General features: G+C 43.1%; 24 protein-coding genes. 13 read left to right on the forward strand and 11 right to left on the reverse strand.

Annotated features, from left to right (window positions below; genetic code table 11):
- Nucleotides 1–112: 112 nt before the first annotated feature.
- From pheS to HMPREF2626_RS01350, 5 genes are all read left to right on the forward strand, one after another.
- A complete protein-coding gene (gene pheS / locus HMPREF2626_RS01330) occupies nt 113–1,159 on the forward strand; it encodes a phenylalanine--tRNA ligase subunit alpha (protein ID WP_070616841.1) in 1,047 nt (348 codons plus the stop codon).
- A gap of 8 nt (nt 1,160–1,167) precedes the next feature.
- Complete coding sequence (pheT, locus tag HMPREF2626_RS01335) at nt 1,168–3,597, forward strand: phenylalanine--tRNA ligase subunit beta (RefSeq protein ID WP_070616843.1); 2,430 nt, start codon at nt 1,168–1,170, stop codon at nt 3,595–3,597.
- A 96-nt stretch (nt 3,598–3,693) separates the two neighbouring features.
- Nucleotides 3,694–4,674, forward strand: coding sequence for a phosphate acetyltransferase (pta, locus tag HMPREF2626_RS01340; RefSeq protein ID WP_070616844.1), 981 nt, complete (start codon nt 3,694–3,696; stop codon nt 4,672–4,674).
- A 123-nt stretch (nt 4,675–4,797) separates the two neighbouring features.
- Nucleotides 4,798–5,265 (forward strand): tRNA (adenosine(37)-N6)-threonylcarbamoyltransferase complex ATPase subunit type 1 TsaE, encoded by a 468-nt coding sequence (gene tsaE, locus HMPREF2626_RS01345; RefSeq protein ID WP_070616846.1) that lies wholly within the window; start codon nt 4,798–4,800, stop codon nt 5,263–5,265.
- Between the two features lie 2 nt (nt 5,266–5,267).
- On the forward strand, nt 5,268–5,807 hold the full coding sequence (locus tag HMPREF2626_RS01350) for a GNAT family N-acetyltransferase (RefSeq protein ID WP_070616848.1): 540 nt from the start codon (nt 5,268–5,270) through the stop codon (nt 5,805–5,807).
- Nucleotides 5,808–5,878: 71 nt separating this feature from the next.
- Here the strand turns inward: HMPREF2626_RS01350 and HMPREF2626_RS01355 are convergent, their stop codons facing one another.
- The gene (locus HMPREF2626_RS01355; RefSeq protein WP_070616850.1) at nt 5,879–6,121 is read right to left on the reverse strand and encodes a hypothetical protein; all 243 of its coding nucleotides are present in this window, start codon (nt 6,119–6,121) and stop codon (nt 5,879–5,881) included.
- Between the two features lie 178 nt (nt 6,122–6,299).
- Here HMPREF2626_RS01355 and murB point away from each other — a divergent pair, with 178 nt between their 5' ends.
- The 4 genes from murB to HMPREF2626_RS01375 all read left to right on the forward strand — a co-directional run bounded on the left by murB (nt 6,300) and on the right by HMPREF2626_RS01375 (nt 10,065).
- Nucleotides 6,300–7,199: a UDP-N-acetylmuramate dehydrogenase gene (gene murB / locus HMPREF2626_RS01360; RefSeq protein WP_168162684.1), complete on the forward strand. Its 900-nt coding sequence runs from the start codon at nt 6,300–6,302 to the stop codon at nt 7,197–7,199.
- Nucleotides 7,200–7,351: 152 nt separating this feature from the next.
- On the forward strand, nt 7,352–9,022 hold the full coding sequence (locus HMPREF2626_RS01365) for an ABC transporter ATP-binding protein (RefSeq protein WP_070616853.1): 1,671 nt from the start codon (nt 7,352–7,354) through the stop codon (nt 9,020–9,022).
- Nucleotides 9,023–9,037: 15 nt separating this feature from the next.
- Nucleotides 9,038–9,751 carry an AzlC family ABC transporter permease gene (locus HMPREF2626_RS01370; protein ID WP_070616855.1) on the forward strand — a complete coding sequence of 238 codons (714 nt, stop codon included), beginning with the start codon at nt 9,038–9,040 and terminating at the stop codon, nt 9,749–9,751.
- Nucleotides 9,748–10,065: an AzlD domain-containing protein gene (locus HMPREF2626_RS01375; protein ID WP_070616857.1), complete on the forward strand. Its 318-nt coding sequence runs from the start codon at nt 9,748–9,750 to the stop codon at nt 10,063–10,065. Before HMPREF2626_RS01370 ends, HMPREF2626_RS01375 begins: the two co-directional genes overlap by 4 nt.
- Before the next feature lie 61 nt (nt 10,066–10,126).
- On the opposite strand, the gene fni is transcribed toward HMPREF2626_RS01375, so the two are convergent.
- The 4 genes from fni to mvk are packed head-to-tail and all read right to left on the reverse strand — an operon-like array spanning nt 10,127 to nt 14,290.
- Entirely contained in the window at nt 10,127–11,191 is a 1,065-nt protein-coding gene (fni, locus tag HMPREF2626_RS01380; RefSeq protein ID WP_070616858.1) for a type 2 isopentenyl-diphosphate Delta-isomerase, read from the reverse strand.
- A 22-nt stretch (nt 11,192–11,213) separates the two neighbouring features.
- Nucleotides 11,214–12,299: a phosphomevalonate kinase gene (locus tag HMPREF2626_RS01385; protein ID WP_083294281.1), complete on the reverse strand. Its 1,086-nt coding sequence runs from the start codon at nt 12,297–12,299 to the stop codon at nt 11,214–11,216.
- A gap of 28 nt (nt 12,300–12,327) precedes the next feature.
- Nucleotides 12,328–13,317: a diphosphomevalonate decarboxylase gene (gene mvaD / locus HMPREF2626_RS01390; RefSeq protein ID WP_070616860.1), complete on the reverse strand. Its 990-nt coding sequence runs from the start codon at nt 13,315–13,317 to the stop codon at nt 12,328–12,330.
- A gap of 10 nt (nt 13,318–13,327) precedes the next feature.
- On the reverse strand, nt 13,328–14,290 hold the full coding sequence (gene mvk / locus HMPREF2626_RS01395; RefSeq protein WP_070616862.1) for a mevalonate kinase: 963 nt from the start codon (nt 14,288–14,290) through the stop codon (nt 13,328–13,330).
- Nucleotides 14,291–14,505: 215 nt separating this feature from the next.
- On the opposite strand from mvk, the gene guaA reads away from it, so the two are divergent.
- The gene (gene guaA, locus HMPREF2626_RS01400) at nt 14,506–16,047 is read left to right on the forward strand and encodes a glutamine-hydrolyzing GMP synthase (RefSeq protein WP_070617117.1); all 1,542 of its coding nucleotides are present in this window, start codon (nt 14,506–14,508) and stop codon (nt 16,045–16,047) included.
- A gap of 50 nt (nt 16,048–16,097) precedes the next feature.
- Here the strand turns inward: guaA and HMPREF2626_RS10320 are convergent, their stop codons facing one another.
- The 5 genes from HMPREF2626_RS10320 to HMPREF2626_RS01425 form a co-directional block, all read right to left on the reverse strand.
- Nucleotides 16,098–16,277: a tyrosine-type recombinase/integrase gene (locus HMPREF2626_RS10320; protein ID WP_371440383.1), complete on the reverse strand. Its 180-nt coding sequence runs from the start codon at nt 16,275–16,277 to the stop codon at nt 16,098–16,100.
- Nucleotides 16,278–16,287: 10 nt separating this feature from the next.
- Nucleotides 16,288–17,196, reverse strand: a complete 909-nt coding sequence (locus HMPREF2626_RS01405; protein ID WP_083294283.1) for a site-specific integrase — start codon at nt 17,194–17,196, stop codon at nt 16,288–16,290.
- 676 nt (nt 17,197–17,872) lie between these two features.
- Entirely contained in the window at nt 17,873–18,727 is an 855-nt protein-coding gene (locus tag HMPREF2626_RS01415) for a hypothetical protein (RefSeq protein ID WP_070616865.1), read from the reverse strand.
- 195 nt (nt 18,728–18,922) lie between these two features.
- The gene (locus HMPREF2626_RS01420) at nt 18,923–20,293 is read right to left on the reverse strand and encodes an SNIPE associated domain-containing protein (protein ID WP_246818910.1); all 1,371 of its coding nucleotides are present in this window, start codon (nt 20,291–20,293) and stop codon (nt 18,923–18,925) included.
- A gap of 53 nt (nt 20,294–20,346) precedes the next feature.
- Entirely contained in the window at nt 20,347–21,072 is a 726-nt protein-coding gene (locus HMPREF2626_RS01425) for an XRE family transcriptional regulator (protein WP_070616867.1), read from the reverse strand.
- Between the two features lie 151 nt (nt 21,073–21,223).
- On the opposite strand from HMPREF2626_RS01425, the gene HMPREF2626_RS01430 reads away from it, so the two are divergent.
- On the forward strand, nt 21,224–21,454 hold the full coding sequence (locus tag HMPREF2626_RS01430; RefSeq protein WP_070616869.1) for a helix-turn-helix domain-containing protein: 231 nt from the start codon (nt 21,224–21,226) through the stop codon (nt 21,452–21,454).
- A gap of 16 nt (nt 21,455–21,470) precedes the next feature.
- Entirely contained in the window at nt 21,471–21,629 is a 159-nt protein-coding gene (locus HMPREF2626_RS10060) for a hypothetical protein (RefSeq protein WP_168162685.1), read from the forward strand.
- A gap of 194 nt (nt 21,630–21,823) precedes the next feature.
- Here the strand turns inward: HMPREF2626_RS10060 and HMPREF2626_RS01435 are convergent, their stop codons facing one another.
- Complete coding sequence (locus HMPREF2626_RS01435; protein WP_070616871.1) at nt 21,824–22,033, reverse strand: hypothetical protein; 210 nt, start codon at nt 22,031–22,033, stop codon at nt 21,824–21,826.
- Nucleotides 22,034–22,151: 118 nt separating this feature from the next.
- On the opposite strand from HMPREF2626_RS01435, the gene HMPREF2626_RS09905 reads away from it, so the two are divergent.
- Nucleotides 22,152–22,325 (forward strand): helix-turn-helix domain-containing protein, encoded by a 174-nt coding sequence (locus HMPREF2626_RS09905; RefSeq protein WP_083294285.1) that lies wholly within the window; start codon nt 22,152–22,154, stop codon nt 22,323–22,325.
- The last annotated feature ends 14 nt before the right edge of the window (nt 22,326–22,339 follow it).

The raw sequence follows: 22,339 nt of genomic DNA on the forward strand, positions 1-22,339 counted from the left end.
TAATTTTTGTCAGCTGAAACAAGGGTGGTACCGCGGTCTTTCGTCCCTTTGAGGGATGGAAGGCTTTTTTGTTTTCTATTAAATTAAATGGCATTGAATAAAAGGAGTTATCATGGATATCATTGAACAATTGAAAGCTTTAGAGAAGGAAATGCATGATCAATTATCCCAGCTAACGGATCTTGATGGTGTTAAACAATTACGGATTGATTATCTCGGTAAGAAGGGGGCATTGACCCAAACCTTACGGGGAATGAAGGACTTGTCCAATGAAGAACGGCCTAAAGTGGGGGCCTTCGCTAATGAATTAAAGACCAAGTTAGCGGACGCACTGGACCAGAAAGAGGAAAAATTCCAAGCTGAAGCCCTAGAAGCAGCCTTGGCAGCTGAAACAATCGATGTTAGCCTGCCTGGCCAAGAAGTTCAGCTCGGTAAGCCGCACATTATTGCCCAAGTTATGTCGGATATTGAGACTCTCTTTGTTTCCATGGGTTATGAAGTTGTCGAAGGTCCAGAAATTGAATCCGACTATTACAACTTCCAGCGGATGAACCTACCAGAAAACCATCCGGCCCGTGATATGCAGGATACCTTCTATATCAATAAGGACGTCCTCTTGCGGACTCACACCTCACCTGTCCAAGCACGGACCATGGACCAGCACGACTTCTCCAAGGGCCCACTTAAGATGATCAGTCCAGGTAAGGTTTACCGTCGTGATGATGATGACGCTACCCACTCCCACCAATTCCACCAAATTGAGGGTTTGGTAGTGGCTGAAAATGTAGGTTTGGCTGATTTGAAGGGGACCCTCGAAGTCTTCGCTCAACACATGTTTGGTGCAGACCGGGAAATTCGTCTTCGCCCATCTTACTTTCCATTCACTGAACCTTCTGTTGAAATCGACATTTCTTGCTTCAAGTGCGGGGGTAAGGGCTGCAATATCTGTAAGCAGAGTGGTTGGATTGAGATCCTCGGTGGAGGGGTTGTCCATCCAAATGTCTTAGAAATGTCAGGCGTAGATAGCGAGCGATATACTGGTTTTGCTTTCGGGATTGGGCCGGACCGGGTGGCTATGTTGAAGTACGGAATTGAAGATATCCGTCACTTCTACCAAAATGACCTACGCTTCTTAACACAGTTCCAAGAAAAGGGGTAAGCAAGTAAATGAAAGTATCAATTGAATGGTTAAATGAACTCATTTCTCTAGAGGGAATTACAGCGGAAGAACTCGCTGATAAGATGTCGCGGACAGGGATTGAAGTTGATGGATTGGAAAATCTGGGGAGTGTCTTGAAGAAAGTTGTTGTCGGCCATACCCTCGAAGTTGTCGACCATCCAGATTCAGACCACCTCCATATCTGCCAAGTCGATGTTGGTGAAGAAGAGCCTTATCAAATCGTCTGTGGCGCGCCTAATATTGCCAGCGATCAAAAAGTCATCGTCGCTCTCCCTAACTCACGGATTAAAGACAATGTAAAGATTAAGAAAGGGAAACTGCGCGGCCAAGTGTCCCAAGGGATGATTTGTAGCTTAGAAGAAATCGGTTTTGATGAAAATGTTGTAGCTAAAGAATTTGCTAATGGGATTGCTGTCTTACCAGAAGATGCACCAGTCGGAACTTCGATTGTTGACTATCTCAAGCTCGATGATCCGATTCTTGATTTGGATGTGACGCCTAACCGGGCAGATGCCTTGTCAGTTAGAGGGAATGCCTGGGAAGTGGCTGCTATTTATGGCCGTCAGCCTGAGTTTCCTAGTGAAGATGTTGACGCATTCGCCAAGCAATCGGACCTGGCAGAACATGTCTCCATTCAAGTGGATGATTCAGATATGGTGCCTGAATACAATGCCTTCTTGGTACGCAATGTGAAGATCCAGCCCAGCCCATTAGCCGTCCAAGTGCGCCTAATGAAGTCAGGTATTCGTCCCATCAATAATATTGTAGATGCGACCAACTATGTCTTGCTCGAATACGGCCAGCCTCTACATGCCTTTGACTACGATAAATTAGGAACAGGCAAGATTGAAACACGGATGGCCCAAGCGGGTGAGGCCCTGCAAACCCTTGACGGCGAAGAACGGCAATTGACGGAAGAGGATATCGTGATTACAGATGGCCAAAAACCGATTGCTTTAGCGGGCGTTATGGGGGGCTATGATACGGAAATTGATGAGTCCACACAAAATGTCTTGCTTGAAGCAGCGATGTTTGAGCCCATTCATATTCGTAAGACGGCCCGCCGCTTAGGTTTGAGAAGTGAATCTAGTATGCGTAATGAACGCGGGGTCAACCAAGCGACGATCGCAGAAGCGGGCTATTATGCCGCTCAATTAATGGTTGCCTGGTCTTCGGGAGACTTAGAACCAGGATTTGCCCAAGTTTCTACATTAGATCATGGGGATGTTAAAGTGCCTTCTTCTTTGGCTTATATTAACCGTGTCTTAGGGACCTCATTAACTTACCAGGATATTGAACAAGTCTTTGCCGACTTGCAATTTGGCTTAGAAGGGGATGCCGACCACTTCACTGTAACTGTTCCACCACGCCGTTGGGATATTCATATTCCGGCTGATCTAACAGAAGAAGTTGCCCGCATCTATGGTTATGACAAGATTCCTTCCCACCTTCCTAATGCCCAAGGCTACAAAATTGGCCTGACTGAGCGCCAACAGTTCGATCGCCGGGCTCGTCAGACCATGCAAGCTCTCTCCTTCAACCAAGTCATTGGCTATAACTTGGTCAGTGCGGAGGCTTTAAATGTCTTGCAATTAGAAGAAAGAGCAGCCGTTGAGCTGGACTTCCCGATGAGTGAAGACCACCGTTACATGCGGACCAATCTGCTGACTACTGATCTCGATATCACCCGTTACAATGTCGCACGCAATATCAAAAATGTTGCCATTTATGAGAGCGGCCGCATTTCCTACTGGGAAGATGGCCAGGCAGTTGAAGAAAATCACTTGGCAGCCGTTTGGACTGGTAACCGCATCGACCAATCTTGGCAAGGTCAAGACCAGGCAGTTGATTTCTTCGCGATGAAGGGGATCGTTGAAGCCTTACTCGCTTCCATGAACCTGGCTTGCAGCATCCGCTACCAGGCTGCGCATGATATCGCTGATACCCATCCTGGACGGACTGCCCGTATTTTAGCTGATCTTGGGGAAAAAGAAACGGTGCTTGGTTTTATCGGCCAGCTCCATCCACAAACGGCGGATAGCTATGACTTGGCTCAAGCCACTTACGTCTTTGAACTGTCCTTAGACCGGCTCTTTGACCTACCTAAGCAAAGGATTGTCCAAGAAAGTATTCCAAAATTCCCAGGCATTAAGCGGGATATTGCCCTCCTCGTTGATGAAAGTGTCAGTCACGCTGAAATCCAAGCCTGCATCCAAGAGGCAGGGAACAAATACCTGCGTGATATCCAAGTCTTTGACCTCTATACCGGCGACAAGATTGAAGCAGGCAAGAAATCTTTAGCTTATCAACTGTCTTACCTGAACCCAGAAGCCACCCTCCAAGACGACGAGGTTACGGCTAATGTGGACGCTATTATCCAAGCCCTAAGTCAGGAATTGGGAGCCCAAGTTCGCTAAGAATTGAGTGAGAATTAGGCCACTTCAAGAGGAATTTTGGTCAAAGTATGATAAGATAAAAGTAGACATATGATAATAAATTAGGAGGTCAAAATAATGGATATGTTTGAGAGCTTAAAAGCTAAAATTCAAGACAAAAAAGTGCGCATTGTTTTCCCTGAAGGTGCCGAAGAGCGCATCCAAGGAGCCGTTGTCCGCTTGAAGCAAGATGGTTTAGTTGAACCTATCTTATTAGGTAATCCTGATGACTTACAAGCTAAGGCAAAAGGATTTGGCTTCGATTTGTCTGGAATTGAGATTGTAGATCCCAATAACTACGATGCTTTTGACGAAATGGTAGATGCCTTCGTGGAACGCCGTCGTGGCAAAGCAACAGAAGAACAAGCTCGTGAAATCCTTAAAGATGAAAACTACTTCGGGACAATGTTAGTTTACCAAGACAAGGTTGATGGCTTGGTATCTGGGGCTGTCCACTCAACAGGGGATACCGTTCGTCCTGCCCTCCAAATCGTTAAGACTAAAGAAGGCGTTCGTTCCACTTCAGGTGCCTTCATCATGGTTCGTGACGATGAACGCTATGTCTTCGCAGACTGCGCTATTAACATTGATCCTGACAAGAATGCTCTGGCTGAAATTGCCATTGAATCTGCAAAGACTGCTGAATTGTTCGATATTGAACCAAATGTGGCTATGCTAAGCTTCTCTACCAAGGGATCTGCTTCTGCTCCCCAACAAGAGAAAGTTGCTGAAGCAGTGGCGATTGCCCAAGAAAAAGCGCCTGAACGCTTCAACATCGATGGTGAATTACAATTCGATGCGGCCTTCGTTGAATCTGTCGGCAAACAAAAAGCACCTGATTCTAAGGTAGCAGGCCAAGCAAAAGTCTTTGTCTTCCCAGAAATCCAATCGGGTAACATTGGCTATAAGATTGCCCAAAGACTCGGCGGCTTCGAAGCGATTGGGCCTATCTTACAAGGGATGGCTAAACCAATTTCTGACCTCTCACGCGGTTGTAATGAAGAAGATGTTTATAAGATTTCAATCATTACCGCTAACCAAGCTTTGTTGGATGACTAAGCGAGCTGATAAGAATTTACAAAAGGGACTGGGATTAAAGGACCAGTCCCTTTACTTTTTGCTCCCTTCTAGCTTTGGTGATAAAATAAGACTAATCGACAATTAATGAAAGGAGTGGATAGGATGTCTGCGACTTTGAATTGGCAGGGAGAGGCTGATACGCAATCCTTTGCCCATTATTTAGCTTCCTATGTCAAAGCGGGCGATATTATTTGCTTGGCTGGAGACCTAGGAGCAGGAAAGACCACCTTCACTCGTTACTTAGCAGAAGGGCTGGGAATTTCTGGGAATATTAAGAGCCCAACTTTTACTATTATCCGTGAATACCAGTCTGGCCGGCTTCCGCTCTACCATATGGATGCTTATCGCTTGGAAGAGACAGGGGCTGAGGGTATGGGCCTGGAAGAGTATCTAGAAGGGGACGGCTTAACGGTTATCGAGTGGCCACAATTTATTGAAGAGGACTTATCGACGAATTATTTGTGGTTAACCATTAGCAAGGGCCAGGAGGATGACCGCCAAGTCCACTTTGAAGGCTTTGGACCGCGGGGTAAGCAACTGGCCCGGATTATAGAAGAGGAGTATTGCTAGTTATGAAGAAAGAAGAAATCGAAATTGTTTTTGAAGATGGTCAAGCCAAGCATGCCAAGCAATTATTAGATTTTTACCGCCAAGTTGGAGCTGAGAGCCCTTACTTGACCTTCGATGAAGAAGGTTTAGGGATTAACCAAGAACAGGAGACACGTTATCTAAAACAAATTCAAGAGACGACCAATAATCGTCTCTTGCTGGCTAGCCTTAATGGGGAGATTATCGGGGTCGCTAGTATTGGTGCACCGACCAATCCCAAGACAGGTCATGTCGGTGAGATTGGCATTTGCCTTCTCCGTCGCTTCTGGGGCATGGGTCTCAGCCGGGTGATGATGGAAGATATGATCGAGTGGGCAGAGGAGAGCCCTTCCTTACGCTATCTGCGCTTGGAAGTGAATGCGGAGAACATTCGTGCCATCAAGCTCTATGAACACTTTGATTTTGAATTGATTGGAAAGACCCCCGCTGCAATGTTCTGTCAAGAAAGTTACCAGGATGTCTTGATGATGGGACGTCGGGTGGATGACAGCGAAGACCAATAAAAAATAGCCAGTGACCGGGTCCAACTTGGACTTCATTCTGAAGTCGGAGGGGACTTGGGTCCTGGCTATTTTTACCATGCTTTAAAGGTGATAGCGAGCATGAAGAGAAATAAGAAGAGATTAGAGAGGGCGAGGCCCCAGCGCCAACGAGCAGCCTGGTCATTAAGTGAGAAAATGATGCCCACGATGGGGATGAGGAGGCTCAAAATGAGGTTCCAGTGGTTCAAGGACTGGGGGTCTGCCATCAATTGTTTAGCTGAAAAGAAGAGACTGAGGGCAGTCATCAAGAGGGCCTGACGTCTTTCTTTGGTCATGAGTCATTGTCCTTTCTTATAGTATTTTGGCTAAGAGCTGGTCAATGCATCTATTTTAGCAAATTATAAGGCTTAAGACTAGGATGGGCCAAATATTTAAGCTATCTTTTCATTTATTTGGACTTGTGGTATGATGGAGGGACGAAAGTATCGATTAGGCGGGAAAGGTGATCGTTAAGTGATGAAAGAAAAATTTCTTGAGCATTTTCCTCAAGCAAGGGTTAAGTTCGATGAAGCTTTGAGCTCTTATTCCTATACACGCACAGGGGGGCCGGCGGATATCCTGGTTTTTCCTCAGACCATTGCGGAGGTTCAAGATTTTGTGTCATACGCTAAAACCGAACAGATTCCTATCATGGTATTGGGCAATTCCAGCAATTTAATTGTTCGGGATGGTGGCATTGAAGGGATTGTCATGATCTTAACAGATATGAAGGCAGCTGAGGTCCAAGACCAGACTTTGGTTGTTGAAGCGGGAGCTCGCTTGATTGATGTCAGCCGCTTAGCTGCCGACCACAGCCTCGGTGGGCTAGAATTTGCCTGTGGGATTCCGGGGAGTCTGGGTGGCGCCGTCTTTATGAATGCGGGCGCTTATGGCGGCGAGATGGCTGATATTGTATCCCGTGTGGACTATGTCGATCAAAGAGGCAGTCTGCGTCAGCTCACTCTTCAAGAACTTGACTTTGCTTACCGGCATAGCTGTTTTCAGGAGAATGGCGGGGTTGTCGTTAGGGTGCATATGCAGCTCCATTCGGCTGATTCAGACGCTATTGAGTCGCGGATGGCTGAATTGACCCACTTACGAGAATCCAAGCAGCCGCTGGACCTGCCTTCTTGTGGCAGTGTCTTCAAACGGCCTGAGGGGCATTACACGGGTCAGCTGATTCAAGAGGCCGGCCTCCAAGGCTATACGGTTGGTGGGGCCCAAGTTTCATTAAAACATGCGGGCTTTATCGTGAACATCGGCCAGGCCACGGCGACTGACTATTTAGCCGTCATTGCCCATGTTCAAGACGTGATTAAGGACCGCTATGGCGTCGACTTAGAGACAGAAGTGCGGATTATTGGCCGCGACTAGAGATAAAACTTAACATGAATCAATCAGATAAACTTCTTCTGTGTTAAAATTATGTTAAAATACATGGAGAAGTTTATTTGTGTTTTTTATTTTAAATCACTGCTGGAGAGGAATAAGGCCTTGGCAGTATTTGGCGAAAGGAGTTGGCAAGGATGGGGGAAGCCTGGATTAAATTTAATAATTTTTCTTTTACTTATGCTGGGGCACAGTTTCCAGCCCTTAAAGACATTAACTTGACCATTGAAAAGGGAGAAAAGGTCCTTGTTTTGGGGGCAAATGGGTCAGGCAAGACAAGTTTTCTTAAGGCTTTGAACCAAGAATTAGGGACAGCGGCTAATCCTGGAAAGATCGAAGGCAGCGTGAGCTACTGTGACCATAACGTGGAAAGCTTTAAAGGGAAGGATATCGCTGACTTTATTTCAGAAGATTCAGCCGACCAAGAGCTAGTGGACCTAGCCCCTCAAGACGAAGGAGATTTTACCAAGCAAATTTGGTCTTTACTGGCTAAGGATTCCCAAGAACGTTCCTTCAATGATTTGTCTGCTGGCGAGCAAGACCTCTACCGGATGATGGACCATATCAAGGACCATAAGAAGGTCTATATCTTTGATGAGCCCCTGGCAAATTTGGCACCGAGAGCGGCGGAGCACTTTGTCGATGCCTTGGATGACTTCCATATGAAAACTCAGTCGACAATTGTGGTTGTTGAACATCGTTTAGAACAGATGATGTACCGGCATATTGACCGCGTCCTGGTCTTACTAGGCGGCCGTCTGGTCTTCGATGGTTCTTTATCAGACTTACTCCACCATGCGATCCTAGCCAATCTTGATGTGCGGGAGCCCCTCTATGTGACAGCCATGCGATATGCCGGCTATCCCCTCGACCAAGTCCATCATATCGCCCATGTCAACCATATATCTGGCCCTAAATTAAAAGACGTTATGGAAGACTGGGCCCTCTCTATTCCTAGTTTTCGTTATCAAGAATCGACGGAAGAACTTATCCGCTTGGAAGATGTTTCCTACCACTACAATCATAAAAACCATGCCCTTAAAAACCTTGATTTGAAGCTTTGTCAGGGGGAAATGCTTAGTGTAGTTGGCGCCAATGGAGCGGGGAAAACAACTCTCAGTCGGATTCTCAGTCAGTGCTTAGAAGCAGACCAAGGACAGGTCTTCTGGCATGGGCAGGAAGTAACCGCCGCTAACCGGCAAGAGGTTAAAAATAAGATTGCCTATCTGCCTCAGAATTTTAGGCCTTTGATTGTTGGGGCGACCCCATGGGAGCAATTGGAGAAGTTCTATGCCAACTATCAAGAAGCTGGCTGCCAGCTCTCACTAGATAAGGAAGCCCTCTTCAACCAGCTTCTTTCTGCAATTGGCTTTGACCATCTTAAGAATTATCCCTTGAAATTTTTAAGCTATGGCCAGCTCAAACACTTGGTTCTGGCTTGTGTGCTCTTGAAGGACCCCGAGCTCATTATTATTGATGAGCCGACGGAGGGCCAAGACTACAAGCATATGGTTGACTTTATGGGTAGCCTTTACCGGATCAATCAAGAAAAGGGAATTGCTGTGATTATGAACACCCATGATGTGGAAGTGCTCTTAGCCTATACCCGACGCTGTCTCGTGATGTCAGAAGGGGAAATCATTGCAGATACAGATCCTGTTTATGTGACCTCTAACGAGGATTTAGTCGACCAAGCAGCCTTGAGGGAAAGCTCTCTTTCTGTCTTTGCCAAGCGCATCGGCCTTGTGGATCCCTATACCTTTATCCGTAAATTTATGGACTATGACCGTGAAGTCCAACAAAGTTAGAGGAGGAGGGATTGTATGAACCATTACTTCAAGCAGGCTGTCCAACAGGCTTGGCCAGTTATCATTGCCTATATTCCTTTGTCCATCGCTTGTGGGGTCCTCTTAGCCAGTGCAGGTTTGTCTTACTGGCAGGTTGCTCTTAGCTCTCTTTTAATCTTTGGTGGGTCAGCACAATTTATGCTAGCTTCTTTGGTCCTAGCTGGCGCCTCAACTTGGGTGATTATCGGCTTAGTCTTACTGCTTAACTCCCGCCAGATGCTTCTGACCTCTTCCCTAGCTTCCTATTTACCTCAGGAAAAGACTTGGAAGTTAGCCTGGCTTAGTCAATTTACAGCTGACGAATCCTATGCCCTCAACGTTGTGAACTTCCAAGAAGCTGACCAGGGGCAAGGAGAGTGGACCTTCGACCAGGCCTTCTATCTTGCCCTGACCACCTATCTCACCTGGCTGTGTGGGACGGTTGCGGGGGCTATCTTGGGTCAGTTCTTTGCCTTCCCAACGGTTATCGTAAACTATGTGCTCATTGCCATGTTTATTGGCCTTTTGCTTCCTCAGATTAAGAGCCGCAAGACTTTCTCAATAACCCTCATCAGTCTAGCGATGAGTCTGGTCTTAAGGTTCTTGGCACCTTCGAGTCTAGTGATTGTCCTGGTGACGCTTTTAGCGAGCTACCTGGCTTATCGCATAGACCGGCATTTATTGGAAGAGAGAGGAGACCTGTCCTTATGAAGCTAACTTTTCTTATTCTAATCATCGGAGTCCTATCGGTTTTGATGCGGGTCATCCCGGGTATTTTGACCCGTAAGGCTAACTTACCCTTGTCTATTCGCTTGGCTATGCCCTATGTACCGATTACACTATTTACAGCTATGATTACTTGTGATATTTTCTTCTGGGAGGAAGACTTTAGCTTGAATCCCTTGGTCAATCTCAAGCTCATCGCTTCGCTGCTTGCTATTATTGTGGCATATAGGACCAAAGACTTAATCAAAACGGTTTTAGCCGGGGTGCTTACGATTAGTTTACTTTATTTTATTTTTTAAGAAAATGCAGACCTTGGAGTCGACTTTGACTCTAAGGTCTGCATTTTTGCTTGTCTATGAATTAGAGGTCTCTCTGCTGTGAGCGTTGGGCTAAGGCCTGGACGTCAATACCCCGGACTTGGGCCCAGTGCCAAGGCCCAGCGCTGAGGACTAGGTCTAAATGTTTGAGATCTTGGCTGTTGCGGCAGTTAAGCAGGAGGTAGATCAGCTTCAGCTTGTCAGTGAATTCTTGGACATATTGCAGGCTGTCTGCTAGATCATGGTTGAGAACGAGCTGGAGGAAGTAGCCGCTCATACCGACTGCTTGGGCGCCTAGGCTCAGTGCCTTAACCATATCGAGGGGCTGACGTACCCCTCCCGAAGCTAGCAGGGTGAGGTCAGAGGGTGCCTGGCTGGCTTCTAAGAGACTGACCACGGTGCTTTGTCCCCAGTCAAAAAGTTCGGCAAAGTCTTGGTCAGGTCGTCTCTGGTTTTCGATTTGGGCAAAGTTAGTCCCACCTCGCCCACTAATATCGATGGTCGAGAAGCCTAATCGGTAGAGTTCATTAATGGTCTCTCGGCTCATGCCAAATCCCACTTCTTTAATGACGATGGGGACTTTTACCTGGTCTTTGATATCCAGCAAGTGGTCCCTGATCCTCCGAAAATCGCGATCGCCTTCGGGCATGACAATTTCCTGAGGGAGGTTTAGGTGGACTTGGAGGGCGTCTGCTTCTAGAATTTCAACGGCTTTTTTGGCGTCCTGGCCATTCCGGTCAGCTCCCACATTGGCTAAGATGAAGCCCTCCGGATATATCTCACGAATAATGCGAAAAGAAGCTTCTTGTTGAGGATCCTTGAGGGCAGCTGACAAAGATCCGCTAGCCATAGGGAGTTTGAGAGCCTGGGCTAATTGAGCTAATCGTCCATTAATTTTGCGGGTCCATTCGCTTCCCCCCGTCATAGCATTGATGTAGAAGGGGAGGGGGAAGTCTTGACCCAACCAGTGACTGGACAGGTCAATGTCTTCTTCTGACAGTTGACCGATACTGTTGTGGACGAAACGTACATGGTCAAAATCGCTGATCTTTTCTTCTTTATAGTTGGCAGCAGCTTCTCTGACATGGTCATCTTTCCGGTTAGTCATTGTAAATATCACCTCTATCTTTTTATATGGAATAGATATCTAAGGCTAAATGTTTCAAGCCACTTGTCTGAGCCTTTTCAAGGAAGGCCTGTCCACTGGAGCGATTGGGAGCGATAGCGATGGCACAGTCGCCTTGGCCGGCACCCGATACCTTGGCAGCTAGGCCAGCTTCTCTGGCTGAGTTGACAACCTCTTCTAAAGCCGGGCTGGCATAGAAGGAGCCCTGGCTCTGTAATTGGTCTTCAATCAGGTCTTGGTTAGCACTTAAGTGGCGGTTAAAGTTAGGGAAATCTCCCTTTTCTAAGTCTTGGGCAAGGGCTTCGACAAGTTCTTGAGACCGGTCCAAAAAGTCCTGGCTGAGCTGGGTCTGCTGGCGCTTAAGGAGCTTTTCAGTTGAGGCTTCCCGCCCCACCCAGAAGGCATAGAAGGCCCAATCATCGGGGAAGGCTAAGCTTTGGATAGTGAGGCCAGGCCAGTCGCTATCTAATAATTTGAGAACATCTTGTCCAGTTGTTTTCTTGGCCCGGCGGAACCAGGTTCGGTCAAAATTTTGATAGAGGAGGAGGCCCCCATAACTTGCGGCAGCTAAGTCGCCGAATGAGCCTTTCATCTTTAAGCGAGACTCTGCAATGGCTGCTAGTTTAAAGACTTTGAGCCGGTCAGCGGCTGACGGACTTTCTGGGATGTCAGAGAAGGCTTGGAGGATCCCCCAGAGACAGGCTACCAGAACAGCCCCGCTAGAGCCTAGGCCATACTTGTGGCCTTCTTGATCATGGAGCTGGCTTTTTATGCGGAGCCGGTAGCTGCCAAGTTCGAGATCAGGATACTTAGCTTGCAAGTACTGTTCAGCCAGGCGAATGCCCTCCCAGATGAGGTCGAATTTATCGGCTCCTTGACTGGTGCTGACAATTTTACCAGCATTGGTTCTGGACCAAGTGAGCCTTTCAGCAGCTAGGTCGCTGAAGACTTCATTCTGGTCACTTGCTTCAATTTCTAACTTGAGAAAGGCATCGACAGCTGCAACAAGGGCCTTCTGCTGGCTTTTGGTCACGGCATATTCTCCTGCCCAGAATAATTTTCCAGGAACTTTAACATGACAAGTGTTCATAAACAAATCCTTTCTAATAAAAATGTTTTTAATAGGGCCAGTGGTCAAGGGATTGGATACCAGGGCCTACCTGGCTTGTGATCACTTGGGCCTCTGGGAAGGCTTCTTCCATAGCCTGGGCAATATCTTGACTTTCAGAAGCCGGGCAGAGGACTTTGATATTAGGGCCTGCGTCCATGGTAAAGTAGGCTGTATAGCCTTGGTCACGCAGGCTTCTGACCTGGTCCATGGCCTCCAAACTAGCCGGTTCAAAGTAAGTAAAGGGCGGGTCAGAAGCGAGCATGGTCGCATGCATAGCCATAGCGTTGGCTTCCGCAATCTGTCCGATAGCTTTTAGGTCGCGGCGCTGGATAGCAGCCTCTATCTCTTTGAGATGTTTCTCGGCGAGACTGGGCCAAGCGGGATAGAAGGCAGAGGTCTCAATAGTATGGGCCATGCCTTGTCGAGAAGGGATTTTTTTGTGCTGGGTATTGAGGGCTAGGATAACCATAGCTACCCCCCAGTCAGCTGGATCCAGCGGGACGGCACGTGAGTTTTCATGGCGGTCTCCTTTTTCCCATTTGACAAAGCCTGGGAAGATGCTGCGGGTGGCTGAACCTGACCCTCGTCTAGCATAAGTTGATAGTTCTTGGTCGGTCAGGTCTAAGGTCAAAGCCTGGCGACAGGCGGCTGCTAGCGCTGCAAAGGCGGAAGCCGAACTGGCTAGGCCTGCGCCTGTTGGCACATGGTTGACACTCTCCACCCGGCAAGGCAGGTCAAGTTGGGCTAGGTCTCTGAAGAAGTCTAAAAAGCGGCTAATTTTAGCGACGGCCCCTTCAGCTTGTTCTTCCCCATTCAGACAGAAGCTATCTTGTTTTAACTCTTCTGAGAAGCAAACTTTGGTATCCGTATATAAGGCATCTAAGGTGAGGGAAAGGGAGCTATTCATGGGGATGAAGAGTTCGCTATCCGCCTTTCCCCAATATTTAATCAGTGCAATATTTGTATGGGCACGCGCCATGCCTTGGTAAGTCGTCATAATATCCTCCTTAGCTTGGTTCCGGACTGGCTAGTGGGATAAGCCAGTAGTCAACAATCATTTCTTTAACAACTAGGCTTTGGCCTAGGTCTTCTGCTTCTTTTTGTGTTGGCATGAGGGCAATAAAGCAGCCTCCCTTGCCTCCTCCCGTGAGCTTAGCGGCAGCAGCCCCGTGGTCGAGGCAAGAGCGAATGCCCATATCTAGTTCGGGACTGGAAACTTGGAGGGTTTGGAGGTTGATTTGGGAAGCCTGCATACTTTGCGCAATAGCTTTTAAGCTAGTTGGAGCCTTTCCGCTTAAGTGCTGGTAGAGATCCTCGCTTGCTTGGCCGAGTTCTTCTAGAGCTGCTTTGGCGGCTAAGTGGCGGGATGGATGCTCGCTGTCCAGAGCTTGGCGAATGCCTGCCACCGCTTCCTTAGTATTTCCCGGAATCCCGGTATCAGCTACCAGCAAATAATAAGGTGTTTGGAAGTAAAAAACTTCCATACTTTGTCCTTTCTGGTAGGAGAGGGGGCGGTTTAAGACAGTTAAACGAGCATCTAGACCGCTGGGATTACCATGGCTAATCGTCTCTGCCAGGTCAGCATAAGCCAAGAGACTTTCCTGGTCTAAGCCCTCATTGTAAAAATCATAATAGGCTCGGATCAAGGCTACTGCAACAGCTGCGGAACTTCCCATACCGCGTTCGGCGGGAATATTACTGTCGATGCGGATCAAAAAATTAGCTCGGTCGCTGTGGTCTTCCTGTAGACTTTGCCAGAGTTGACGGAGGTTATCTAAATGACTAGGTGCCGCTGTTAGGGGCCCCTGGTAGAGTTCACTCATAAGAAAAGTCGGCCCAGAAGATTCTTCTAGGCTAACTTGGATGGTGACGGCTTCAATCGGTAGGGCGAGGGCACGATAGCCATAGACCACACTGTGCTCACCGCTTAGAATAATTTTACCGTGGGCTTTACCTATTCCTCTTTTCAATTTGTCTCACTTCCATTTCCATTCCTATCTATTGTACAATATTTGTAAGCAAAACACGAAGGGGAATGGTGAATCTCAATTGAATTCATCAAAATATTAAAAAAGATTTATTGCATCTTCGTGGCTAAACGTATACACTACATTATAATGAGACGCTTATGTATTGAGCTGTCCAGGAAATAAAGGAGAGTGGAAAAGTGGCAGTAAATGAAAGTATGAAAGCTGTAGAAAAAATTATTGTGCTCGACTACGGCAGTCAGTACAATCAGTTAATTACCCGTCGCATCCGTGAGTTTGGTGTGTATTCAGAACTACTATCCCATCGCTTGTCGGCAGAAGAGATCCAAGCAGAAGGTAATGTCAAAGGGATTATCTTATCTGGAGGACCTAATTCTGTTTATGCTGATGGAGCCTTTGATGTCGATGCTGGCATCTTTGACTTAGGTATTCCTATCCTCGGTATTTGTTACGGGATGCAATTGATTACCCAAAAACTGGGTGGCCGAGTTGAAGCTTCCGATAAGCGGGAATACGGCCAACAAGAAATGACCATCAAGAAAACAGCTTCTAAAATCTTTGCTGGTTTAGAAGAGGAAGAGCAAGTATTGATGAGCCATGGAGACCGGATTGCTGAAATTCCTGAAGGCTTTGAAATTACTGGGGTTGCTCCCCATAGCCCAGCCGCTGCTTTTGAGAATGAAGCGGAAGAGATTTACGGTTTCCAATTCCACCCAGAGGTTCGCGCTTCTGTAAACGGTAACCAAATGTTACGTAACTTTGTCTTCAATATCTGCGGTGCTTCAGGGGATTGGTCTATGGAAGACTTTATTCAAATCAAGACAGCAGAAATTCAAGAACTTGTGGGCGATCGCAAGGTGCTCTTGGGACTTTCTGGCGGTGTTGATTCATCCGTAGTAGGTGTGCTTCTCCAACGGGCTATTGGCGACCAGCTTGTCTGCATCTTTGTGGACCATGGGCTCCTGCGTAAGGGTGAAGCTGACCAAGTGATGGAAACTTTAGGTGGCAAATTTGGCTTAAACATCATTAAAGCGGATGCTGCAGACCGCTTCCTTGGCAAATTAGCTGGAGTTGAAGACCCTGAAAGAAAACGTAAGATTATCGGTAATGAATTTATTGAAGTTTTTAACGACGAAGCGACCAAGCTCAATGGGGTAGACTTCCTTGCCCAAGGGACCCTCTATACCGATGTCATTGAATCAGGGACAGAAACCGCTCAAACAATTAAATCCCACCACAATGTTGGTGGCTTGCCAGAAGATATGAGCTTTGAATTAATTGAGCCGCTGAATACCCTCTTCAAGGATGAAGTCCGTGCTTTAGGGACAGCCTTAGGTATGCCAGATCCAATTGTTTGGCGCCAACCCTTCCCAGGTCCTGGTCTAGCCATCCGTGTAATTGGAGAAGTTACGGAAGAAAAATTACATATTGTGCGTGAATCCGATGCTATTTTACGTGAAGAAATTGCTAAGAATGGTTTGGAACGCGATGTTTGGCAATACTTTACGGTATTGCCAGGCTTCAAATCCGTTGGCGTCATGGGCGACCAGCGAACCTATGAATATACGATTGGTATCCGGGCCATCACATCTATTGATGGGATGACAGCCGAATGGTCCCGTTTACCGCATGAACTCTTAGATACCATCAGCCGTCGGATTGTCAATGAAGTCTCCGGGATCAACCGCGTCGTCTATGATATCACCAGTAAGCCACCATCGACCATCGAATGGGAATAACATTAAATTAGACCTAGAATCCTGATATAAAAGGCTTTCTAGGTCTTTTTTTATTGCCCTGGGCTTAATTTGGACTTATTTAATAAAGCAGCAACTTCGGCTTGTTTAGTAGGATAAAGGTGGGAATAGGTATTTAAAGTTGTTTCAATATTTTTGTGACCAAGCCTTTCCTGGATAGTTAATGCATTAACGCCTAAGTTGATGAGATGGCTGGCGTGGCTATGCCGCAAGTCATGGATTCTAATTTTTTTTTACACCTGCATGCTTGGCTAAGGTATTTAACTTATTGCCAATGCTAGATTTCACAACTGTAAAAAGTCTTTGGTTTGGTTCGTAACCATATAAAGTATCTAGATATTGCTTAAGCATATCGAATATAAAATCCGGAGCCACGATATCTCGAATCGAGTTTTCAGTTTTGGGCTTGCGAATTTTATTTTTAACATTTGCAGTGACATATGTTTTTGTGATGCTGATGGTCTTAGTCTCAAAATTAAAATCATTTAAGCTTAAGGCTTGTAGTTCTCCGATTCGCATACCAGTATAAAATAATAAGTGGTAGATGAAGAGGTACATAAATTCTGTTGAATCTTGAGCATTTAGCTGATTCATAGATTGGTTGAACTCATCTATAGTCCAAAAAGTGATTTCTTCTCTATTTTTTCTGCCCATACTTCCAGCTTGCCGAACAGGATTAGCTTTCAGCTCATGAACATCCACAGCATAGTTAAAAAGGGCAGACAGCTCATTATTAACGCCTTTGAGATAGGTTTGGGAGTAAGGCTTACTGTACTTGTTAGTCTTTTCCATCATGTGATTTTGCCATTTTCTGATGTCCTTTACTTTGATGGCATTAACAGGCTTCTTACCAAAGTATGGGATGATGTGGGTTTTAAATATATTTTTCTTACGGTAAAAAGTGGTATCTCGCACTCTAACTTTAGCATCTTTTAGATATTCTTCCGCCAAAGTTTCCAACTTCATTTCAGGATTCCCCTGCTGCTGAAGGAGAAACTCACGTTCGAATTCTTGTGCTTCTCTTTTAGTGATAAAGCCTCGCTTCTTCTTTTGCTTTCTCTCTCCGTTATGATTTTCGTAGTAAAAACGGCTCATCCATTTTCCGGTCTTCTCATCTTTGTAAGCTGGCATAGGCAAATCATCCCTTCTATGCTAAAATTAGGTATGCAAAAAGTGCACACCTGTTGTGTGTTTTTTGGTACCAGCTCTACTCCTCGTTGCCGGCCAAAGCAGAGGGAGTAGGGCTTTTTATTGCAATATTCTTCAGTACTACTATATGATTAAAAAAACAAAATAAATATTTTCTAGAAAATAAGAAATGAAAATTTAATGATGATATACTCTAATAGATAGAAGGTAGGTGACAATATGAAGAGAAAGAATATAAGAATATCTCGAATAGTTTTCGAAAAAACAGTATTACACAGCTATTTCTTGTTACCTCTAGTATCGTCACTAGTATATTATCTTTTTTTTAATTTCCCCCTTGAAGAGATAGGGCCATTTTTAAGCAATATATTAAATGTTCAGTTATCTTTTTTAGGAATCTTACTAACATTATTTGGTTTAATTACAGCACTACCTGATACCAATTTTACAAAGTTGCTGCAGAAATATGGCCATAATAAACTTGTATCGAGAACACTTTTACTTGGAGTAATTTCTTCTTTAGTATCTATCTTATGTTCTTTGTTTGAATTTTTAAATGCTATTCAAACTTATTTATTTATTGTAACGTTTTCTGAAACTCTTATATTGTCGATATGGTTATACAAAGTTACCAAGTATATCTATGGTAAGGCTGAAACTAAGCATTCTCAATAAATTTTTTCAATTGGTTAAATATGTAATCCTCGTCCTCTAACTGGTCTTCTTTTAACTCTAAGAAGGCCTTTTTTGATACCTGGTTTTCCATAAAATTAATTGTCTCTTGATCGTTATCAAGTTTCATTTCTTTAAACTTGTCTTTGTGATCCTTAAACCTATCCAAGGACTCTCTGATGCCATCGATAATAGTATTGGTTTTAAATTCTATTGAAACAGTAGCTGTTTTAATTTGTTTAGTTTCGATTTCGGAAATTTCTCTAAATGTGACAAATTCGTTATCTGGAAGTTTATCTGGTTGATACGAGTATTTTATTTTTGTCACTTGATGCTTTGCACCTAGTGAATTTGTAATCTCATCTGAAAGTAAGTTAACAAGTTCAATTTTTTCATACAGTGAAGTTAATCGAAAATGGTTCATTAAGAAATTTGGAAATCCCTTCTTTATGTTGTGGATTTTCGAATTCTTAATAATAACTAACTTTAATGAAGTCAAATCCAAGAAGAAATATGTGAAATCTTCTAAAAGGTCTTTAAGTGGGACTACCTTAAAGCCCTTGCTTTCTCTTCCTCGCATTAGATTGCTGTCCTTAATTCTATTTAGTTTCCCGTAGCTTCCAAATAGATAGTCCGTAGAAATTCTATTGATTTGTGTAATCGAGGAAGAATCGTTGTCAACATAAAAATTGTCTTCGTTAAAATCATCTTTGTTATCGCTCTGTGATGACTGGATGAAATCTGAGACCTTATCAACAATTGTTTTATTATGGTCATCAAATAAGGATAATTGATTCTGACGAGGCATATTCAATTGATAAAATAATACTTCTTTCTTCACTGATGTTGCCTTCTTTCTTAGTAAATTCTATACGTGCTAATAATACCGCCATATCAACATTTGTTTATTTTCTAAGTAAATTCCAAGCAGAAGTTTAATTAAATATATAGCTGGATGTAATTTCCTTAAAACACCACTTTACCAATAAACTTGATATCATCGTTTTCTTTAAAAATAAGGTCATCGTAGTTGGCATTAAGAGTTATTTTCAATGTTTAAAGTCTCATAATATTGTTCAGCCTCAGGAGATTCAATAAAAGTAGCAGTTTGATCGTATTCTTTATGTACAAGTTCTTTAATGGACTCAATATCTGTTTTGAAGAATTCTTTTCTATGGTTTACTTTATTTACTTCATTGTCTCTAAAATATTGATGCAATGAGTTTTCAAGTGCTGGCGCATCTTCAGTGAAGATTAAGGCATGGACATCAAAGGGGAAGGGGACTGAAGCACTACTGAGTTCATTGATTCGATCCATTGGTTCTAGTCGTCTTGTCATGCCAATCTTAAAGATATTTTCACCGAATGAACCAATATTTGAAATGATATACACAAACCCGGCTTTAGGGGTTGCTTCTAAGTTAGAAACTTTTTCTTTTTCAGCGGTTAATTCATCTATTTTTGCTTGAAGTTCCTTAATCTTATCAGCATAAATTTGAGTTTCTACGTCATTACTGGACTGACTCATATATTTCATTAGTCGAGATAATTCATTGTTGAATTGCTTTTCGTCTTTTTCAATCTTCTTTTTCTTAGCTTGCAATTCTTGCTCAGCACGTTGCTGCTCACGAATTTCTTCTTTTTTAGCCTTCAGTAATTCTTTTTCTGTCATTCGTGCTACTTGATAACGATATGCTAGCTCAAGCTTTTCTAATTTTATATCCAGGAATTTTTTTGGAAGACTAACTGAATCGATTTCATAAAGTTTATTCAGTTGTTCAAAACTTCTAACAATTCGTTTTCTTACCGTATCGATATTTTTAGTAGTTACATTAGAAATCTGATGATCAGCTTCTGCATTAAATGCTCGTGTAATTTGTTTATTGTGCTTTTTATTAGGCGTATTCTGATTAGCTATACCCTTAGAAATTTCTTTTTCTTTTAGCTTTATCTTTTCAAACTCATTTTTTAATTCACTGGAAGTCAGTTCTTTCATATAATCAAAACTAGTGAATTCATAAAAGGTATCTGCGTTAAGAGTTCTGTTTTCTTCAAGTATTGATCTTTTTTCTTTTCTTAAACTTTCAATTTGTTTTTTAATAGATTGAAGTTGCGTTTCTACTTTGTTTTTCTTATCAGCACATTCTTTATCAAACTCTTTCTTTTTCTCCTCTATTGACCGTTGAATTTCTAAATCACTTTCATAAGCTTCTCTATATTCTTTAGGCACAAGCCGATTGCCCATATATTTTTTAACTATATAGTAAATGAGTGCAATGACTGATAAAACAACTCCTAGGACAGGATTAGTGACAAAAGCTGCAAATAATAAAAAGGCTCCACATCCTAGCATCGTATTATCGTTTGATTCAGATTGATTTTTGTTTTTATCATTTTTTTGGTTCACGTTTTACTATTCCTTTCTAATTATTTATTTGGAGTACATTAGTTTTGGTGATTTTATAATACGATAGTGCCAACAAGTTTGATGGCATTGTAATCCTTAAAAATTAAATCATCATATTTATCATTTAATGATACTAGGCGTAACTGATCCTCTTCTGTATACGCCTTTTTGAGATAGGCTTCACCATCAATTATAAAAATACCGATTTGTCCGCTCCGGATATCAGTTGTTTTTCTAACAAAGATGTATTCATTGTCCCTAAACATAGGCTCCATTGAATCCCCATTGACTTGGACGACAAAATCAAATGCAGTATTTGGTAAAATATTTTTTGGTAAAGAAACAGTCTCCTGATGTTCTCCATCTAACCATTCTCCCGTACCTGCAGATACTGGACCACAGAATAAGAGATCTTGGTAGTCGGATAAATGGTAGGTATTAGAATCTTCCCTCACTACGTCTTCATCCTGCTCTCGCTTCTGTGCTTTAGCAAATGAATAGACTTTGCTCTGTCGAGTGGGAGAGAGGGTTTTAACAGTATCCGTTATTTTATCAATAATTGTTTCTTCATCATTTGTAGTTAAATCTTTATTCATTAAGTCATCTAAATCTACATTAAAAATTGAAGCAATTTCAGATAATACTTTTATTTTTGGAGTATAAGTCCCTTTTTCCCATTCGCTAATCGTTGAACCGCTTTTTCTACCTAATTTATTTGCTAGTTCTACTTGTTCAAGACCAAATTTATTCCGTAAATATTTTAAATTCGAGCTAAACATTTCGCACCTCCTATTTACTAACATAGTATCATTATTTCAGAAATAATGAAATAGAAAACAGAATAAAAGTTCAGAAAATCTGAAACAAACTGTTGACTTCAGAAAAACCGAAGTATATAATAGATTTAGAGTCAAGAAAGGCGGTGATTCGATGGAAAAATATACATTAGCCCAATGGCGTAAATTGCGCGGCATGAGTCAAGAAGAACTAGCATTTAGAGTAGGGGTGACCGCAAGAACAATTGCTAATTATGAAAAAGATGTTACAAATTTTGGTAAAGCGTCATATGATACTGTTCAAAAATTAGCTGATGTATTGGATATTAAACTAAGTCAATTTTTTTTAGAAAACACTTCAGAAAAACCGAAGTTACATGCTTAACCAGGAGGAAAATCTAATGATCAAGGCAATAAAAATACTTGCTTTACTAGCAGCAGCCAAGCTAACTGTTATTGCCGTAAAGCAAGTAAATCAAAATATAGTGTTGAAAAAGTGGGCAAGTATCAGCCAAGAGGATAGCGTTAATTCAGTAATTGAGCTTTTAACTCTTCGTTGAAGTCTAATTAAAAAAATTAGGGAGGGGAATAAATGAGATTAAACGATTTGCTAGAGCGAAACGATGAGCTAAGGCCAATTAAAAACTACATGTTGTTAATGATTTTCATGGTCGAGAACAATATCAAAAAAGAAGACTTAGCAATAGCCTGCCAAATCTTCTTATATATTCATAGCCATATTGACGATTAAGGGCTATTTAAAAAATTTAACAAGCGTATTGTAATCTACCGAATTATCGTTGTCATTATGCTCATTAAGTACCTCATTAAATTTTTCAGCTTTTTCGTAAGCTGATAGATAAATTTCTAACGATTTATTAGCGATTTCTTCTGGCGTTCCATCAATGTTTGAGCTAGACAGAGCCGCTAAAGCAAAATTTTGTTCAGGAATACGTTTAGGCATTGGGACACCTCCCTTCACCATAGTTATGTCAATCTGTTTAAAAAATGACATACGTGTTAATTATAACAGAAAATGCAATATAAAATGGGAGCTTTCCATTGGGTAGGAAGGAGGAAACATGAATAAATTTAAACGACTAATTAAGGAAAGTGGAATGACCGCACGACAAGTGGCTATTAAGGCTGGCATACCAAACCAAAATATTTATGAATATATGAATGGAAATATATGCAATCCTTCTTTAGATACAGGTTTTAAATTAGCGGACTGTTTAGGAATCGATATCAATTAATTGAGAGACGCTTT

It is taken from the genome of Aerococcus sp. HMSC062A02, assembly GCF_001809535.1.
Taxonomy (GTDB): Bacteria; Bacillota; Bacilli; order Lactobacillales; family Aerococcaceae; genus Aerococcus.

Excerpts from the sequence above, each read along its gene's own strand:
- pheS (WP_070616841.1), top strand. The coding sequence starts at position 113 with ATGGATATCATTGAACAATTGAAAGCTTTAGAGAAGGAAATGCATGAT.
- pheT (WP_070616843.1), top strand. The coding sequence starts at position 1,168 with ATGAAAGTATCAATTGAATGGTTAAATGAACTCATTTCTCTAGAGGGA.
- pta (WP_070616844.1), top strand. The coding sequence starts at position 3,694 with ATGGATATGTTTGAGAGCTTAAAAGCTAAAATTCAAGACAAAAAAGTG.
- tsaE (WP_070616846.1), top strand. The coding sequence starts at position 4,798 with ATGTCTGCGACTTTGAATTGGCAGGGAGAGGCTGATACGCAATCCTTT.
- HMPREF2626_RS01350 (WP_070616848.1), top strand. The coding sequence starts at position 5,268 with ATGAAGAAAGAAGAAATCGAAATTGTTTTTGAAGATGGTCAAGCCAAG.
- HMPREF2626_RS01355 (WP_070616850.1), bottom strand. The coding sequence starts at position 6,121 with ATGACCAAAGAAAGACGTCAGGCCCTCTTGATGACTGCCCTCAGTCTC.
- HMPREF2626_RS01365 (WP_070616853.1), top strand. The coding sequence starts at position 7,352 with ATGGGGGAAGCCTGGATTAAATTTAATAATTTTTCTTTTACTTATGCT.
- HMPREF2626_RS01370 (WP_070616855.1), top strand. The coding sequence starts at position 9,038 with ATGAACCATTACTTCAAGCAGGCTGTCCAACAGGCTTGGCCAGTTATC.
- HMPREF2626_RS01375 (WP_070616857.1), top strand. The coding sequence starts at position 9,748 with ATGAAGCTAACTTTTCTTATTCTAATCATCGGAGTCCTATCGGTTTTG.
- fni (WP_070616858.1), bottom strand. The coding sequence starts at position 11,191 with ATGACTAACCGGAAAGATGACCATGTCAGAGAAGCTGCTGCCAACTAT.
- HMPREF2626_RS01385 (WP_083294281.1), bottom strand. The coding sequence starts at position 12,299 with ATGAACACTTGTCATGTTAAAGTTCCTGGAAAATTATTCTGGGCAGGA.
- mvaD (WP_070616860.1), bottom strand. The coding sequence starts at position 13,317 with ATGACGACTTACCAAGGCATGGCGCGTGCCCATACAAATATTGCACTG.
- guaA (WP_070617117.1), top strand. The coding sequence starts at position 14,506 with ATGAAAGCTGTAGAAAAAATTATTGTGCTCGACTACGGCAGTCAGTAC.
- HMPREF2626_RS01405 (WP_083294283.1), bottom strand. The coding sequence starts at position 17,196 with ATGCCAGCTTACAAAGATGAGAAGACCGGAAAATGGATGAGCCGTTTT.
- HMPREF2626_RS01425 (WP_070616867.1), bottom strand. The coding sequence starts at position 21,072 with ATGTTTAGCTCGAATTTAAAATATTTACGGAATAAATTTGGTCTTGAA.
- HMPREF2626_RS01430 (WP_070616869.1), top strand. The coding sequence starts at position 21,224 with ATGGAAAAATATACATTAGCCCAATGGCGTAAATTGCGCGGCATGAGT.
- HMPREF2626_RS10060 (WP_168162685.1), top strand. The coding sequence starts at position 21,471 with ATGATCAAGGCAATAAAAATACTTGCTTTACTAGCAGCAGCCAAGCTA.
- HMPREF2626_RS01435 (WP_070616871.1), bottom strand. The coding sequence starts at position 22,033 with ATGCCTAAACGTATTCCTGAACAAAATTTTGCTTTAGCGGCTCTGTCT.
- HMPREF2626_RS09905 (WP_083294285.1), top strand. The coding sequence starts at position 22,152 with ATGAATAAATTTAAACGACTAATTAAGGAAAGTGGAATGACCGCACGA.